This window comes from Streptomyces peucetius (assembly GCF_025854275.1).
Lineage (GTDB): Bacteria > Actinomycetota > Actinomycetes > Streptomycetales > Streptomycetaceae > Streptomyces > Streptomyces peucetius_A.
The window spans coordinates 5,607,342-5,622,841 of record NZ_CP107567.1; the positions used below are offsets into that span (position 1 = coordinate 5,607,342).

The 15,500-nt window shown below is 68.7% G+C and carries 13 protein-coding genes, 1 pseudogene and 1 riboswitch; of the genes and pseudogenes, 9 read left to right on the forward strand and 5 right to left on the reverse strand.

Translation table 11 applies throughout. The features are described 5' to 3' along the window. Window positions 1-68: 68 nt before the first annotated feature. A complete protein-coding gene (locus OGH68_RS25800) occupies window positions 69-710 on the forward strand; it encodes a HEAT repeat domain-containing protein (RefSeq protein ID WP_264247357.1) in 642 nt (213 codons plus the stop codon). Between the two features lie 257 nt (window positions 711-967). Here OGH68_RS25800 and OGH68_RS25805 read toward each other — a convergent pair. From OGH68_RS25805 to gcvT, 5 genes and pseudogenes are all read right to left on the reverse strand, one after another. Continuing rightward, window positions 968-1,539: pseudogene (locus OGH68_RS25805) on the reverse strand (transcriptional regulator); the annotation flags it as partial. Between the two features lie 41 nt (window positions 1,540-1,580). Continuing rightward, the gene (locus OGH68_RS25810; RefSeq protein ID WP_264247358.1) at window positions 1,581-2,951 is read right to left on the reverse strand and encodes an L-serine ammonia-lyase; all 1,371 of its coding nucleotides are present in this window, start codon (window positions 2,949-2,951) and stop codon (window positions 1,581-1,583) included. Window positions 2,952-3,109: 158 nt separating this feature from the next. Then, entirely contained in the window at window positions 3,110-4,369 is a 1,260-nt protein-coding gene (glyA, locus tag OGH68_RS25815; protein ID WP_264247359.1) for a serine hydroxymethyltransferase, read from the reverse strand. 33 nt (window positions 4,370-4,402) lie between these two features. Continuing rightward, on the reverse strand, window positions 4,403-4,777 hold the full coding sequence (gene gcvH / locus OGH68_RS25820; RefSeq protein ID WP_264247360.1) for a glycine cleavage system protein GcvH: 375 nt from the start codon (window positions 4,775-4,777) through the stop codon (window positions 4,403-4,405). Window positions 4,778-4,855: 78 nt separating this feature from the next. After that, complete coding sequence (gcvT, locus tag OGH68_RS25825; RefSeq protein WP_264247362.1) at window positions 4,856-5,971, reverse strand: glycine cleavage system aminomethyltransferase GcvT; 1,116 nt, start codon at window positions 5,969-5,971, stop codon at window positions 4,856-4,858. Between the two features lie 147 nt (window positions 5,972-6,118). Beyond that, window positions 6,119-6,215, reverse strand: a riboswitch (glycine riboswitch). Window positions 6,216-6,359: 144 nt separating this feature from the next. On the opposite strand from gcvT, the gene OGH68_RS25830 reads away from it, so the two are divergent. The 8 genes from OGH68_RS25830 to OGH68_RS25865 all read left to right on the forward strand — a co-directional run bounded on the left by OGH68_RS25830 (window position 6,360) and on the right by OGH68_RS25865 (window position 15,468). Continuing rightward, a complete protein-coding gene (locus tag OGH68_RS25830; protein WP_264247363.1) occupies window positions 6,360-7,037 on the forward strand; it encodes an AAA family ATPase in 678 nt (225 codons plus the stop codon). Window positions 7,038-7,509: 472 nt separating this feature from the next. Then, a complete protein-coding gene (locus OGH68_RS25835; RefSeq protein WP_264247364.1) occupies window positions 7,510-8,259 on the forward strand; it encodes an enhanced serine sensitivity protein SseB in 750 nt (249 codons plus the stop codon). Between the two features lie 148 nt (window positions 8,260-8,407). Further along, window positions 8,408-9,199 carry an enhanced serine sensitivity protein SseB C-terminal domain-containing protein gene (locus OGH68_RS25840; RefSeq protein ID WP_264247365.1) on the forward strand — a complete coding sequence of 264 codons (792 nt, stop codon included), beginning with the start codon at window positions 8,408-8,410 and terminating at the stop codon, window positions 9,197-9,199. A 213-nt stretch (window positions 9,200-9,412) separates the two neighbouring features. Beyond that, window positions 9,413-11,080, forward strand: a complete 1,668-nt coding sequence (locus OGH68_RS25845; protein ID WP_264247367.1) for an ABC transporter substrate-binding protein — start codon at window positions 9,413-9,415, stop codon at window positions 11,078-11,080. Window positions 11,081-11,166: 86 nt separating this feature from the next. After that, window positions 11,167-12,171: an ABC transporter permease gene (locus OGH68_RS25850; protein WP_264247368.1), complete on the forward strand. Its 1,005-nt coding sequence runs from the start codon at window positions 11,167-11,169 to the stop codon at window positions 12,169-12,171. Window positions 12,172-12,181: 10 nt separating this feature from the next. Then, window positions 12,182-13,135 carry an ABC transporter permease gene (locus OGH68_RS25855; RefSeq protein WP_264250297.1) on the forward strand — a complete coding sequence of 318 codons (954 nt, stop codon included), beginning with the start codon at window positions 12,182-12,184 and terminating at the stop codon, window positions 13,133-13,135. 6 nt (window positions 13,136-13,141) lie between these two features. Further along, window positions 13,142-14,140: an ABC transporter ATP-binding protein gene (locus OGH68_RS25860; RefSeq protein WP_264247369.1), complete on the forward strand. Its 999-nt coding sequence runs from the start codon at window positions 13,142-13,144 to the stop codon at window positions 14,138-14,140. After that, complete coding sequence (locus OGH68_RS25865) at window positions 14,137-15,468, forward strand: oligopeptide/dipeptide ABC transporter ATP-binding protein (protein ID WP_264247370.1); 1,332 nt, start codon at window positions 14,137-14,139, stop codon at window positions 15,466-15,468. Before OGH68_RS25860 ends, OGH68_RS25865 begins: the two co-directional genes overlap by 4 nt. The last annotated feature ends 32 nt before the right edge of the window (window positions 15,469-15,500 follow it).

Consider the following 15,500-nt stretch of genomic DNA (forward strand, 5'->3'; position numbering starts at 1 on the left):
TGAATTGTTCAGCGCTCCCACGGGAAGGCTTGATGCCTCTCCGTGGGAGTTCTATTTTTGGAAGTGGCATGGAGTTTCTCGACCTCTCGCCCTACGAGTACAGGAAGTTCCCCCTCCCGATGCGCTCGGTCGGGTGGTTGGGGCGTCGATTTGGCGTGCAGGGCGGCGGTGCGCAGAATGTGACTGTCGCCGATATGCAAAGATTCAAGGGCGCCTCGCGGCGTTTGGGGAGCGTCACGCTGGGAACGCACGAATGCGAATTCTGTCCCGCAGATCTCCCCTTTGAAGGCAACGGGGAGTATCGATACTATTGTAGGAGTGGAGAGGTTTATGCCGCTCCGAGCATGATTCTGCACTATGTGGACGAGCATGGGTACTGTCCTCCCAGGGAGTTCCTGGAAAGTCTGCATAAGATTGATCAACTGGACTGGGATTGGCGTGCGGAGCGACTGATTGCGATACTCCGGGACGATTCAGAGGATTTCGACTTTCGGTGCGAGGCGATTATCGATCTCGTGCACTGGAAGGACCCTCGGGTGTTGCGGGTGCTAACGGATTCGGTTAAGGATGAAGAACTGGTCGATATCGCGGGAGACGAAATCGGCCGGTCTCTGGGGATTCTTGTGGCATGTGGGTTCGCGGGTGATCTTCGTGTCGAATCCTTGCCCGGCATAGTCAAACTTGGCTTTGAGCAAATCGTTCGGAAGTGAGTAGAATTCAACCCGGCCGATATTTTTTCTTGTGATGCACTCGGAGGCGATCCCAGTGATTTGGTCTTCGCGCGGAATCGTTGTTAGTTCAGGTGCGGGGCGCTCGCCGTTTGTCGACCAATGGTGGTGGTAAATCCGACAGCCCAATGGATCGATTGACGAACCTTTGACCAAGGCCCCTTGCGGGAGTCTCAACGACTGCGGCTCGGTGTCTCATCCATGGATTGCGGACTGGTGCCATGGGCGCAGGCCGCTTACAGGTGGTCGGTCTCCAGTGGGCGCTCAGCCAGAGTGGCGCGGTGCCGTACACGGGCGCGCTGGTAGACGCTGTAGCGCACCTCGTCCGACTCCTGCATGGCTTTGATGGCACCGGAAACATCCACGAGTTCATAGCGGACCTGGCTGATGGGGTAGTTGAATGCCGCAGGATCGTACGAGCCGAACGCCTTGCCGCGTGACTCGGCGCGATCCATGGCTCCTCCGCCTCGCGGATGTACCGCAGTACGCCTGCGCGGTCGCCGGTCTGCGCAACGGCGTGTGCTTGGTGGCCGGCGAGGCATGCCCACATCCGGGGGTCCGGCGTTCGGGGAGGCAGCGGCGTTGGCCGGCTCCATGGCCTTGGCCCCTTGGTGGAGGTCGACTGCTTGGACGCTCATGCCGCGGCGTGGTGCAGCATGTCAGGTGGTTCTCGACCGCGCCCGCCAGTTTCAGGGCCTTGTCGTAGTAGTGCTGTGCCAGGCCCGTGCAGTCCTTCGTCCACGGCCATGTAGCCGGTCAGATACAGCAGGTCCGTAGCCGCGGACAGCATCGCTTTCGACCCGTCAGGCGGACGGGTCTCAGCCGCCATCCTTCAGTGCCCGGCTGCCACGCTCAGCACTCGATGATGTTGACCGCGAGCCCGCCCCGCGCCGTCTCCTTGTACTTCACCGACATGTCCGCGCCCGTGTCCTTCATCGTCTTGATGACCTTGTCCAGCGACACCTTGTGGCTGCCGTCGCCGCGCATCGCCATCCGGGCCGCGGTGACGGCCTTGACCGCCGCCATGCCGTTGCGCTCGATGCACGGGATCTGGACCAGGCCGCCGACCGGGTCGCAGGTGAGGCCCAGGTTGTGCTCCATGCCGATCTCCGCGGCGTTCTCGACCTGCTCGGGCGAGCCGCCGAGGACCTCGGCGAGCGCGCCCGCGGCCATCGAACAGGCGGAGCCGACCTCGCCCTGGCAGCCGACCTCGGCGCCGGAGATGGAGGCGTTCTCCTTGAAGAGCATGCCGATCGCGCCCGCGGCGAGCAGGAAGTCGACGATGCCCTCCTCGTCGGCGCCCGGCACGAAGTTCATGTAGTAGTGCAGGACCGCCGGGATGATGCCCGCGGCGCCGTTGGTGGGGGCGGTGACGACCCGGCCGCCGGCGGCGTTCTCCTCGTTGACGGCCATAGCGTAGAGCGTGATCCACTCCATGGCCAGCGCCTGCGGGTCGCCCTCGGAGCGCAGCTTGCGCGCCGTGGTCGCGGCGCGGCGGCGGACCTTGAGGCCGCCGGGAAGGATGCCCTCGCGGGACATGCCGCGCGAGACGCACGCCTGCATGACCCGCCAGATCTCCAGCAGGCCCTCGCGGATCTCGTCCTCGGTGCGCCAGGCCTTCTCGTTCTCCAGCATCAGCGCCGAGATCGACAGACCGGTCTCCTTGGTGAGGCGCAGGAGCTCGTCACCGGTGCGGAAGGGGTGCTTGAGGACCGTGTCGTCCGGGATGATCGGGTTGTCGCCCGCCACCGCGTCCTCGTCGACGACGAAGCCGCCGCCGACGGAGTAGTACGACTTCTCCAGCAGCGTGGCGCCCTCGGCGTCGCGGGCGGTGACCGTCATGCCGTTGGCGTGGTACGGCAGGGCCTTGCGGCGGTGCAGGACCAGGTCCTCGTCGAAGTCGAAGCCGATCTCGTGGGCGCCGAGCAGATTGATCCGCTTGGCCGTCCTGATCCGCTCGACCTGCTCGTCGGCGGTCTCGACGTCGACGGTGCGGGGGGAATTGCCCTCCAGACCCAGCAGGACGGCCTTCGGCGTGCCGTGGCCGTGGCCGGTCGCGCCCAGGGAGCCGTAAAGCTCGGCGCGTATCGAGGTGGTGTGGGCGAGCAGGCCCTCGTTCTTCAGGCGCCGGGCGAACATCCGGGCGGCGCGCATCGGGCCCACCGTGTGGGAGCTGGACGGGCCGATGCCGATCGAGAACAGGTCGAAGACCGAGAGGGCCACGGGAAACTCCTTGTGGGGTGGTAGACGCCGTTGTCTGCCGGGTGGTGCAGAGGCATTGCGTGGGTGCGTGGTGCTGACGTGGTGCGGGGCACCGCGCTCACGGTTCCAGTGTGCGCGGTGCCCCTTTTGTTTTGCTCCGGGCTGTTACGGGAGATCCGTCACAGACCGGGGTAGAGCGGGTGCTTCTCGGCCAGGGCCGTCACCCGGGCGCGCAGCGCCGTCACGTCGTACGACGGCTTCAGCGCCTCGGCGATGATGTCCGCGACCTCGCGGAAGTCCGCCTCCTGGAAGCCGCGGGTGGCGAGCGCCGGCGTGCCGATCCGCAGACCCGAGGTGACCATCGGCGGCCGCGGGTCGTTCGGGATGGCGTTTCGGTTGACCGTGATGCCGACCTCGTGGAGACGGTCCTCGGCCTGCTGGCCGTCCAGCTCGGAGTTGCGCAGGTCCACCAGGACCAGGTGCACATCCGTGCCGCCGGACAGGACGGAGACGCCGTGCTCGGTGACGTCGGCCTGGACCAGGCGCTCGGCGAGGATGCGGGCGCCGTCCAGCGTGCGCTGCTGGCGCTCCTTGAAGTCCTCGGACGCGGCGACCTTGAAGGAGACCGCCTTCGCCGCGATGACGTGCTCCAGCGGGCCGCCCTGCTGGCCTGGGAAGACCGCGGAGTTGATCTTCTTCGCGAGCTCGGCCGTGGACAGGATCACGCCGCCGCGCGGACCGCCGAGGGTCTTGTGCGTGGTGGTGGTGACGACGTGGGCGTGCGGCACCGGGTTGGGGTGCAGACCCGCGGCGACCAGGCCTGCGAAGTGGGCCATGTCGACCATCAGGTATGCGCCGACCTCGTCGGCGATCCGGCGGAAGGCCGCGAAGTCCAGCTGACGCGGGTACGCGGACCAGCCGGCGACGATCAGCTTCGGCTTGGACTCCTTGGCGAGCCGCTCGACCTCTGCCATGTCGACCTGGCCGGTGGCGTCGTCGACGTGGTACGCGACCACGTTGTAGAGCTTGCCGGAGAAGTTGATCTTCATGCCGTGGGTCAGGTGACCGCCGTGGGCCAGGTTCAGGCCCATGATCGTGTCGCCCGGCTTCAGCAGCGCGAACATCGCGGCCGCGTTCGCCTGGGCGCCCGAGTGGGGCTGCACATTGGCGTGCTCGGCGCCGAACAGCGCCTTGATGCGGTCGATCGCGATCTGCTCGACCACGTCGACGTGCTCACAGCCGCCGTAGTAGCGGCGGCCCGGGTAGCCCTCGGCGTACTTGTTGGTGAGGACGGAGCCCTGGGCCTCCATGACCGCGACCGGAGCGAAGTTCTCCGAGGCGATCATCTCGAGGGTGGACTGCTGACGGTGGAGCTCGGCGTCGACAGCGGCGGCGACATCCGGGTCCAGCTCATGGAGAGGGGTGTTGAGAAGCGACATCACTCGGTCCCTAAGGTCTTGGTCAGCGCTCGGTCAGCCGGCGAATTCGGTGTACTCGTCCGCGGAGAGCAGGTCCTTCGGCTCCTCGCTGACACGTACCTTGAACAGCCAGCCGCCCTCGAACGGGGCGGAGTTCACCAGCGACGGGTCGTTGACGACGTCCTCGTTGGCCTCGGTGACCTCACCGGAGACGGGGGAGTACAGATCGCTGACCGACTTGGTGGACTCCAGCTCGCCGCAGGTCTCGCCCGCGGTCACCGTGTCACCGACCTCGGGGAGCTGGACGTACACCACGTCGCCGAGCGCGTTGGCCGCGTGCTCCGTGATGCCGACCGTCGACACGCCGTCCTCGGCGGTCGACAGCCACTCGTGCTCCTTGCTGTAGCGCAGCTGCTGGGGGTTGCTCATGACGTGAATTCTCCTGTACGCGGGGGAGTGCTGGTGAACGGGAGGAGGGTGCGGACGATCACGTCCCGCACCGCAGGATCACTTCTGGCGCTTGTAGAACGGCAGCGCCACGACCTCGTACGGCTCGTGGGTGCCGCGGATGTCGACGCCGACACCTTCGGTGCCGGGCGCGGCGTGGGCGGCGTCGACGTAGGCCATCGCGATCGGCTTGCCAAGGGTCGGGCTCGGCGCTCCCGAGGTGACCTCGCCGACGACCTGGCCGCCGGCGACGACCTGCATCCCGGCGCGCGGCACGCGGCGGCCCTCGGCGATCAGGCCGACCAGCTTGCGCGGGGGCGCGGTCTCCGCGCGCTCGGCGGCTGCGGCGAGCGCCTCGCGGCCCACGAAGTCGCCCTCCTTCTCGAACTTCACGACCCGGCCGAGGCCGGCGTCGAACGGGGTGAGTCCGGTGGTCAGCTCGTGCCCGTACAGCGGCATGCCGGCCTCCAGGCGCAGCGTGTCGCGGCAGGAGAGACCGCAGGGGATCAGACCGGCCGGCGCGCCCGCCTCGGTCAGCGCCAGCCAGAGCTTCTCGGCGTGCTGCGGCTCGACGAACAGCTCGAAGCCGTCCTCACCGGTGTAGCCGGTACGGGCGATCAGCGCCGGGACGCCCGCGACCGTGCCGGGCAGGCCCGCGTAGTACTTCAGGCCGTCCAGATCGGCGTCGGTGAGGGACTTCAGGATGCCGGGGGACTCGGGGCCCTGGACGGCGATGAGCGCGTACGCGTCACGGTCGTCGCGGACTTCTGCGTCGAAGCCCTGGGCGCGCTCGGTGAGGGCGTCCAGCACGATCTGGGCGTTGCCGGCGTTGGCGACGACCATGTACTCCTGCTCCTGGAGCCGGTACACGATCAGGTCGTCGAGGATGCCGCCGTCGGCCCGGCAGATCATCGTGTAGCGGGCGCGGCCGGGGCCCACGGTGCCGATGTTGCCGACCAGGGCGTAGTTCAGCAGGTCGACGGCCTGCGGGCCGGTGACGGTGATCTCACCCATGTGGGAGAGGTCGAAGAGACCGGCCTTGGTGCGGACCGCGTTGTGCTCGTCACGCTCACTGCCGTACCGCAGGGGCATGTCCCAGCCGGCGAAGTCGGTCATGGTGGCGCCCAGCGACCTGTGCAGGGCGTCGAGTGCTGTGAGACGAGGGGGGGTGGTCATGGATATGGCTCCCAGGGCATGGGTCGAGGACAATCCTCCCCATCTGTCATCGGAACCTGAGAGGTTCGCCCCGACCACGCGTACGGGTAGTCGTGACTTGCACCTTGGGTGGAGCCGGCTCGAGACGGCTCGCTTTTCAGATCTGCCTCATCGCGCGCGGTACGGGGCCTGAGAGATTCAAGGGAGGAACTTGCTCCTTCGGCGCCCGCCACACAGGTGGCAGGGACTCTCCCGCGCGGATTCAAGCGGCCGGTATGGAGTTGGCGCGCACATCATTGCACGCATCGGGGAAGAGTGGAGCGAGAGGCCGCCCTGAAATCACTTGAGCCGCATTACCACTTCTTTACACTTCATGGGCAAGGGTGTGGGATGACCCGAAGGGGGAGGCATGACGTTGCAGCCGACCGGTGCATACGCCACGACCACGGGGGTGCCCGCACCGCCCGCCATGCAGGCCGCCCCGGCACCGGCGGAGACGGCGCCGCCGTCCCTCGTCCCGGTTCTGCGCGACCTGCGTGAGCGCGCCGGGCGCAGCCCGCACAGCCTGGTCTTCGGCGCGGGCGACGTGGTGGTGGTCTCCGGCCTCCCCGGCAGCGGCAAGTCCACGCTGATGCGGCGCGCGGCGCAGGGCCTCGGCATCGACTCGCAGGACACCCGTGACCGGTGGGACGCCCGTGCCCCGCGCCTCCTGCCGTACGCCGTCTACCGCCCGCTCGTGCGGCTGGCCCACTACACCGGGCTGCGGCGCGCGCTGCGCTCGGGCCAGAGCGTCGTCGTGCACGACTGCGGCACACAGGCATGGGTCCGGCGCTGGCTCGCCCGCGAGACGCGGCGGCGCGGCACGTCCCTGCACCTGGTGCTGCTCGACGTGACCCCCGAGGTCGCGCGAGCGGGCCAGCGCGAGCGCGGGCGTGGCGTCTCCGGCTACGCCTTCGCCCGCCACCGCCGGGCCGTGTCCCGCCTGGTCGCGGACGCGGAGGCGGGGCGGCTGCCGTGGGGCTGCGCGTCGGCGGTCCTGCTGGACCGCGAGGCGGCGGGGGCGCTGGGGCGGCTGGGCTTCGGGTGACGGTGGGGGCGTGGCGGAGGGGGCCGCTGCGCGGTGCTTGCCCCCTCGCCGCCCCTTCCCGAAACCGGGGCTCCGCCCCGGACCCCGGTGCCGCCCTGCGGGTGGTGTACCGCGCTTCGCGCGGTGGCCCCAAGCGCCGGCCGGGCAGGAAATGCCGCCGCGCGGCAAACCAGCTGCGGCGGCAACTCCAGCCCCGCCGGCGTTTGAGGCGCGGGGTTCGGGCGGAGCCACGACGGGGCCGGCAAGTTCCAGCCTCGCTCTCCCACGTCCGCCAGGCCGTAGGGGGAGAGGCGCGGGGACACGGTGGCGGAGCCCCCGGTTCGGGAAGGGGCGGGGAGGGGAACGGCTCCGCGCAGCGGCCCGCCCGCCCCACACGCGGTCGCCCGCGGCGCTAAGGTCGGGGCGGGCATGCCCCGCGCGACCGGGCAGGGGCAGCACAGCACGTACGCACGTACGAAGGACGATCGCGCGCATGGACATACCGCCCCCCGCCTGGCCGGCCAACGAGCTCGAAGAGGTGCTCGCCGCCTCCCTCGGCAACCCCGCGGCCGGAGGCCGCCTCGTCGAGGTGCTCGGGCGCAGCCAGGTATGGATACCGCTCCCGAACGGCGGCGGCCCGGACAGCCGCAGCCTCGATCTCCCCACCATGGAGATCGACGGCGCCGCCTTCGTGCCCGTCTTCAGTTCCGAGCAGCAGTTCCTCCAGTGCGTCGGCGGGCACATGTCGTTCACCGTCGCCCCCGCCAGGGACTTCGCCCGCGGTCTGCCGCCGCAGCTCGGCGTCGCCGTCAACCCGGGCGGTGCCGTCGGCGTGCCGCTGCCTCCGCCCGCTGTCGCCGAACTGTGCCGTGCCGGGCGGACTCCGCTCGACAGCGTCGCCTCCGGTGGCCGGGTCCGGCTCTTCGAGCCGGACTGGCAGGAGGAGCCGGTCGATTTCCTCGCCGCCGCCGCGGGCGAGTTCGAGAGCACCGGCGTCGTCACGACCGCCCGCCGCACGCTCGCCTCCGTCGAGGGCGACGCGCCGACGCTGTTCATCGGCGTCCAGCTGTCGTCGTGGGAGGGCGCCGACCGCAACGCCCCCATGGACGCCCTGGGCAGGGCCCTGGGCCGGGTCCCGCTCCCGTGGCCCGTCAACCTGGTGCTTCTCGACGTTGCGCAGGACCCGGTGGGTGACTGGATGCTGGAGCGGGTGCGACCGTTCTACGAGCGACAGCACGCATAGTGGTCAAGTCTTTGCCGGCGCGGCCGATTAAGCTGGTTTGATGGCCTGACCAGCCTGACAGCGGCCGTGCGGATCGGCGCGCGATTCGCTGCGTGGACGGTGGGCGAACGGTGGGCGAAACGGTGGGACCGAAGAGGGGCGGAACAGGGTGAGTGCGTCAGGCACCGCGGCGGCCGGGCAGGTCGAGCACATGCTGCGCCAGGTGACTCCGGGCCGCTACGACGCGTACGAGGCGCTGCTGCATGCCCTCGCCGATCCCTCGGCCGGCCGGATCTGGATGCTGCTGTGGCACGGGCAGCCCGGCTCGCCCGACGCCCAGTACGGAAACATGGAGGTCGACGGCGTCTGCTACGCGCCGTGCGTCACCTCCGCCCAGGAACTCGCCGTCTCCGGCTGGAACCGCGGGCACGAGGTCACCAGCGGCCGCGACGTCGCCCGCGCCCTCTATCCGGACCGCTGGGGGATCTGGCTCAACCCGCACGCGCCCGGCGGCGGCGTCGGCATCCCGTGGCTGGATCTGCGCCGTATCGCCACGGGCCTCGACCGGATGCCCGCCGGGCCGCTGCGGCTGACCGAGCCCGCGATCGAGATCCCGCAGTTCTACGCCCTGCTGACGCAGAACGCGCACCGCACGCCTGCCGTCCGGTCGCTGCGGCGCGCCTGGGTGCAGCCGTCGATCGGGCCCGCGTACCTGGCGATCGGCCTCGACCTGTACGACACCGCCCCGCAGTCGGTCGAGGCGGTGCGCGTGATGATGCAGCAGTCCGTCGCCGCGGTCCCGGACGGCCTGCCCGTGTCGACGGTGGCCATGTCCGACGAGTACGACCCGGTCACCATGTGGATGCGGGTCAACGCACGTCCCTTCTACGACCGCGACGCCCACGCCGGGGCCCCGGCCGCCGGCGGTGGCTACGGCTACCCGCCGCCGCACACCGGCTGAGCTGCGACGTCGCGGCGGACAGCGGGAGGGAACTCCGGCCGATGTCAAGGGTGTTAACTTGCCAGGCAAGGATGTCCCGTATCTGCCCGGTTTGTTGAGTGTCCGGGTCTCGAGTAGGTATCACCGTTATCCGGACTGTTCTCCCGGGTGTCTCCCGTCTGTAGTGTTCGGCCGTCAATACCTCTCCACACGGCGGAACCCTGGGGTGGACCCATGCGAATATTCAAGTCCGGAGCTGTCCGGGCGATCACGGCGGCGGTGGCCGTCGGCCTGATCGCCACCGGCTGCGCCAGCGAGCGGGGCGAAGGGGACAAGGGGGGCGACAAGGACACCTTCGTGTTCGCCGGCGCCGGCGACCCCGGTTCTCTCGACCCCGCCCTCGCAAGCGACGGTGAGACCTTCCGGGTCACCCGTCAGGCCTTCGAGGCGCTTCTCGAGCACGAGCCAGGGGGCAGTGAGCTCGTCGGCGGTCTCGCCGAGAAGTGGTCGAGCAACCCCGGAGGCACTGTCTGGACGTTCAACCTGCGCAAGGGTGTGAAGTTCCACGACGGAGAGGCGTTCAACGCCGCGGCGGTCTGCGCGAACTACGACCACTGGTTCAACTGGAAGGGCACCTACCAGCTGGACGCGGTCTCCTACTACTGGCGCAAGATCATGGGTGGCTTCGCCGAGAACGAAGCACCGGAGGCGCCGCCGGCGAACTACAAGTCCTGCACGGCGAAGGACGAGCACACCGCGGTCATCGAGGTCAACGAGCCCTCGGCGAACCTGCCCGGCGGCTTCTCCCTCCAGGCGCTGGCGATCCACTCGCCGAAGGCCATCAAGGAGTACGAGAAGCAGGACGCGACCGCCAAGGGCGACGCGATCACGTACCCGAAGTACAGCCAGGAGGCCGGCACGGTCGCCGGTACCGGCCCGTACAAGATCGTGGAGTGGAACAAGGGCAACAAGGAAGTCACCCTGGAGCGCTTCGACGACTACTGGGGTGAGAAGGCCAAGGTCAAGAACCTGATCTTCCGTACGATCGACACCGAGTCCGGCCGCCGTCAGGCGCTGCAGGCAGGTGACATCGACGGCTACGACCTGGTCGCCCCCGCCGATGTGAAGACGCTCGAGAACGATGGCTTCGAGGTCCCGACCCGTGACGTCTTCAACCTCTTCTACGTCGGTATGACGCAGACCGCGAACCCGGCGCTGAAGAAGCCCGAGGTCCGCCAGGCCATCGCCCACGCCATCGACCGCGAGGGCATCGTCAAGACGCAGCTGCCCGAGGGCGGCAAGGTCGCGACCCAGTTCATGCCGCACACGGTCGCCGGTTTCTCGGACAAGGTGAAGACCTACCCGTTCGACACCGCCAAGGCCAAGGCGCTCCTCAAGCAGGCGGGTGAGGAGAAGCTCAAGATCGAGTTCTGCTACCCGACCGAGGTCACCCGCCCCTACATGCCCGCTCCGCAGGACATGTTCGAGCGCATGAAGGCCGACCTGGAGAAGGCCGGCGTCACCGTTACGCCCAAGGCCATGAAGTGGGCTCCGGACTACCTGGACGCCACCGAGACCGGCTCCTGCGCCCTGCACATGCTCGGCTGGACCGGTGACTTCAACGACGGCTACAACTTCATCGGGACCTGGTTCGCGAAGAAGGACAAGCAGTGGGGCTTCGATGAGAAGAAGGTCTTCGACGCCGTGAACGCCGCGTCGAAGATCGCCAACCCGAGTGACCGGGTGGAGGCCTACAAGAAGGCCAACGAGACGATCATGGAGTACCTGCCCGGTCTCCCGATCTCGTCCTCGCCGCCGGCCATCGCGTTCGCCAAGAACGTGAACCCGCCGAAGGTCTCCCCGCTGACGCAGGAGAACTTCGCCGAGGTCTCCTTCAAGTAATCGAAACCCCAGCGGGTCCGCCCGGCCACAGAACCTCGGTGGCCGGGCGGACCCGCATCGACGCACGTAAGAAAGGGGCATGCGGGGTGCTGCGACTCGTCGTACGAAGACTGCTACAGCTCATACCCACCCTGCTCGGCCTGTCGGTTCTGCTGTTCCTGTGGCTGAACCGGCTGCCCGGCGGACCCGCCTCAGCGATCCTGGGCGAGCGGGCGACCGAAGCCGAAGTGGCGCGCATCAACCGGGCGCTGGGGCTCGACCAACCCGTCTACGTCCAGTACTGGCGCTTCATCAAGCGCGTTTGCGAACTGGACCTCGGCACGTCCGTCCAGACCGGTCAGCCGGTGTGGGACGAATTCACGACGCGGTTCCCGGCCACGGTGGAACTGAGCATCGTCGCGATCCTGATTGCCATCGTTGTCGGGATCCCACTCGGCTACCTCGCGGCCAGGCGCAGGGGCGGCTGGACGGATGTCGCCGCGGTCTCGGGATCGCTGATCGGGATCTGCATCCCGGTGTTCTTCCTCGCCCTGATCCTCAAGAGCATTTTCTCCATCAAGCTGGGGATGTTCCCGACGTACGGACGGCTCGACGACGGGATGGACGCCACCACCGTCACCGGGTTCGCCGTCTTGGACGGCCTGTTGACCGGTGAGTTCGACGCGGCCGTGGACGCGCTGCACCATCTGATCCTGCCTGCGGTCGCGCTTGCCTCCATCCCGCTTGCCGTCATCGTCCGGATGACCCGGGCCAGCGTCCTGGAGGTTCTCGGCGAGGACTATGTCCGCACCGCCGAGTCGAAGGGACTCGAGAAGAAGGTCGTTCGTGGCCGCCATGTGCTGCGCAACGCGCTGCTTCCCGTGATCACCGCCGTCGGTCTGTTGACCGGAAGCCTGCTGTCGGGCGCGGTGCTGACCGAGTCGGTCTTCTCCTTCAACGGCATCGGCAACTTCATCCGCACCTCGATCGATGCCCGTGACTACCCGGTGCTCGTCGGGTTCATCCTCTTCATCGCGATGGTGTACGTCCTCATCAACCTGCTCGTCGACCTCGCGTACAGCATCATCGACCCGAGAGTGCGGGTGCACTGACGTGACGACCATGACGAAGAAGGCCGACAAGATCGATCGGCTCGCCGAGTTGATGCACACGTCGGAGGTCACCAGCGGCGCGAGCCTGTGGCGTGAGGCCATGCGACGGCTGCGGGCCAGCAAGATGGCGATCATCGGCGGCGTCATCATCGCGCTGTTCGTGCTCCTTGCGATCGTCGGCCCGTGGATCGCCCCGTTCAGCCCGTCCGCCCAGACGTGGCGAGGCGAGGTTTTCGTCAATAGGGGCGAGTTCGTCGGCGCACGCGACGGGAACTGGTTCGGCCTCGACCACTTGGGCCGCGACATGTTCTCCCGGATCCTGGTCGGCGCCCGGCAGACGCTGCTGGTCGGTGTGGTGTCGATGCTCATCGGTCTGATCGTCGGCGCGAGCGTCGGCGTTCTCTCCGGGGCGGCCGCGACCCTCGGCGGCAGGACGGGGCAGCGCATCGACACCCTGGTCATGCGCTTCACCGACATCATGCTGTCGCTGCCGTCGCTGTTGCTGGCCGTCTCGATCGCCGCGGTGATGGGCCAGTCCCTGACAACCGTGATGATCGCCGTCGGTGTCGTCCAGATCCCGATCTTCGCGCGGCTGCTGCGCGGTTCGATGCTGGTGCAGGGCGGCTCCGACTACGTGCTCGCGGCCAAGGCGCTCGGCATCCGGAAGAAGCGGATCGTCTTCACGCAGATCCTGCCGAACTCCCTCAGCCCGGTGATCGTCCAGGCGACGCTCTCCCTCGCCACCGCGATCATCGAGGCGGCGGCGCTGTCCTACCTGGGCCTCGGCAATCCCGATCCGTCGATCCCCGAGTGGGGCGTCATGCTCGCCCAGGCCGAACGGTTCTTCGACAACGAGCCCATGATGGCGGCCTACCCCGCGATCGGCATCATCATCACCGCTCTCGGCTTCACCCTGCTCGGCGAGGCCATGCGCGAAGCCCTCGACCCGAAGCTGCGAGGCTGAAGTCCCATGGCACTGCTCTCTGTTGAAGAACTCAGCGTCACCTTCACCGCCAAGGGCCGCAAGGACTCGACCGCGGTCGACGGTGTCTCCTTCGACGTCGACCAGGGCCAGGTCGTGGGCCTCGTCGGAGAGTCCGGCTGCGGCAAGTCCGTGACCTCGCTCGCCCTGATGGGGCTGCTGCCCGCCAAGGGCGTGAGGATCGGCGGACGGGCCGTCTACGACGGCCAGGACCTGCTGAGCATGAACGCGCGCAAGCTGCGGGACATGCGCGGCAGCCAGCTGGCGATGATCTTCCAGGACCCGCTGTCCTCGCTGAACCCGGTCATCCCCATCGGCGTCCAGGTCACCGAGATCCTCGAGCGCCACCGCGGCCTCAAGGGGGAGGTCGCCCGCAAGGAGGCCGCCCACCTGCTGGACCGGGTCGGCATCCCCGACCCGGACCGGCGGCTCAAGGAGTACCCGCACCAGCTGTCCGGCGGTATGCGCCAGCGTGCGCTCATCGCCATGGCGGTCGCCTGCGCACCCCGGCTGCTCATCGCCGACGAGCCGACGACCGCGCTGGACGTGACCATCCAGGCGCAGATCCTCGAACTCCTCAAGGAACTGGTCGACCAGGAGGGCACCGCCCTCCTGATGATCACCCACGACCTCGGTGTCGTGGCCGGCCTCTGCGACCAGGTCAACGTCCTGTACGCGGGCCGGGCCGTGGAGTCCGCGGGCCGCCGCGATCTGTTCGCCCACCCCACCCACCCGTACGCGCACGGACTGCTCGGCTCCATCCCGAGGCTCGACGCGCCGCGCGGCGAACCGCTCAGCCCCATCCGCGGATCCATCAACGACCGGATCGCCTGGGCCGACGGCTGCGCCTTCGCGCCCCGCTGCGACCGGTACACGATGGAGTGCCTGACCGGCACACCCGAACTGACCGAACCACGCGCGGCCGGACACCAGGTCCGGTGCGTCAACCCGGTCCTTCCCAAGTCCAAGGCGGAGGTCTCGGCATGAGTCTGCTCGAACTCGACGACGTCAAGGTCCACTTCCCGGTCAGGAAGGGCATCATCTTCGACCGCACGGTCGGCCACGTCTACGCGGTCGACGGCGTGTCGCTCAAGGTCGAGGCCGGTCAGACCTACGGGCTGGTGGGCGAGTCGGGCTGCGGCAAGACGACGCTCGGCCGCGGCGTGCTGCGGCTGGTCGACATCACCGACGGCGAGGTCGTCTTCGACGGCACCGACCTGGCGAAGCTGCCGGAGGAGGAGATGCGCCGGTACCGCCGGCGTCTGCAGATGGTCTTCCAGGACCCGCTCGGCAGCCTCAACCCGCGGCAGAACATCGAGTCCATCCTCAGCGAGGGCATGGCCGCGCACGGGATCGGCAAGGACCAGGACGAGCGCCGGGAGAAGATCAAGGCGATCCTCGCCAAGGTCGGCCTCCCCACCAACGCGCTCTCCCGCTACCCGCACGAGTTCTCCGGCGGTCAGCGTCAGCGCATCGGCATCGCCCGCGCGCTGGTCCTCGAGCCCGACGTGATCATCTGCGACGAGCCGGTCTCCGCGCTGGACGTGTCGGTTCAGGCGCAGGTGATCAACCTGCTGGAGGAGCTCCAGGAGTCGCTGGGACTGACGTACCTCGTCATCGCCCATGACCTCGCCGTCGTCCGCCACATCTCGGACGTCATCGGCGTCATGTATCTGGGCTCTCTGGTGGAGGAGGCGCCGAGCGACGCGCTGTACGCGGGGCCGAAGCACCCGTACACCAAGGCGCTCATGTCGGCGGTGCCGGTGCCCGACCCGGAGGTCGAGGACCGGCGCGAGCGGATCCTGCTCCAGGGCGACCTGCCCTCCCCGGCGAACCCGCCCACCGGCTGCCGCTTCCACACGCGGTGCCCCTGGGCGCAGGACAAGTGCGCCGTCGAACGCCCCGTACTGACGGACGTCGGCGACGGGCACAAGGTGGCCTGCCACTTCGCGGCCGAGATCGAGGCCGGAACGATCGGGATGACGCGGGAGACGGGCATCGAGGCCGTCACGCGGACCGAGGAGGTCGCGGCGGAAGGCCCCGACGAGCCGAAGGCCGAGGTGCCGGCGCAGGCGTCCGGCAAGGACGCGTCGGCGGCGGTGGCCGGTGACGCGGACACCGACGAGGAGCCCGACGGCGACGGCGGTGACTCGGACGCGGCCGCCGCTTCCGACGAGGGCACGGCCGAGGAGACCGCTCAGGCCACCGCTTCGACCGAGGACAACGCCGAGGCCGAGGCCGACGGGCCGGCAGCGGACGGCGACGACGCTCCGCAGTCGGACGCCTCCGTCAAGGAGTCGAGCACGACCGCCTGACGGACTGCCGCGGAGCTTGGAGCACCGGGCGT

Coding starts and splice junctions, on each gene's coding strand:
- OGH68_RS25800 (WP_264247357.1), top strand. CDS start 69: ATGGAGTTTCTCGACCTCTCGCCCTACGAGTACAGGAAGTTCCCCCTC.
- glyA (WP_264247359.1), bottom strand. CDS start 4,369: ATGTCGCTTCTCAACACCCCTCTCCATGAGCTGGACCCGGATGTCGCC.
- gcvH (WP_264247360.1), bottom strand. CDS start 4,777: ATGAGCAACCCCCAGCAGCTGCGCTACAGCAAGGAGCACGAGTGGCTG.
- gcvT (WP_264247362.1), bottom strand. CDS start 5,971: ATGACCACCCCCCCTCGTCTCACAGCACTCGACGCCCTGCACAGGTCG.
- OGH68_RS25830 (WP_264247363.1), top strand. CDS start 6,360: ATGACGTTGCAGCCGACCGGTGCATACGCCACGACCACGGGGGTGCCC.
- OGH68_RS25835 (WP_264247364.1), top strand. CDS start 7,510: ATGGACATACCGCCCCCCGCCTGGCCGGCCAACGAGCTCGAAGAGGTG.
- OGH68_RS25845 (WP_264247367.1), top strand. CDS start 9,413: ATGCGAATATTCAAGTCCGGAGCTGTCCGGGCGATCACGGCGGCGGTG.
- OGH68_RS25855 (WP_264250297.1), top strand. CDS start 12,182: ATGACGAAGAAGGCCGACAAGATCGATCGGCTCGCCGAGTTGATGCAC.
- OGH68_RS25860 (WP_264247369.1), top strand. CDS start 13,142: ATGGCACTGCTCTCTGTTGAAGAACTCAGCGTCACCTTCACCGCCAAG.
- OGH68_RS25865 (WP_264247370.1), top strand. CDS start 14,137: ATGAGTCTGCTCGAACTCGACGACGTCAAGGTCCACTTCCCGGTCAGG.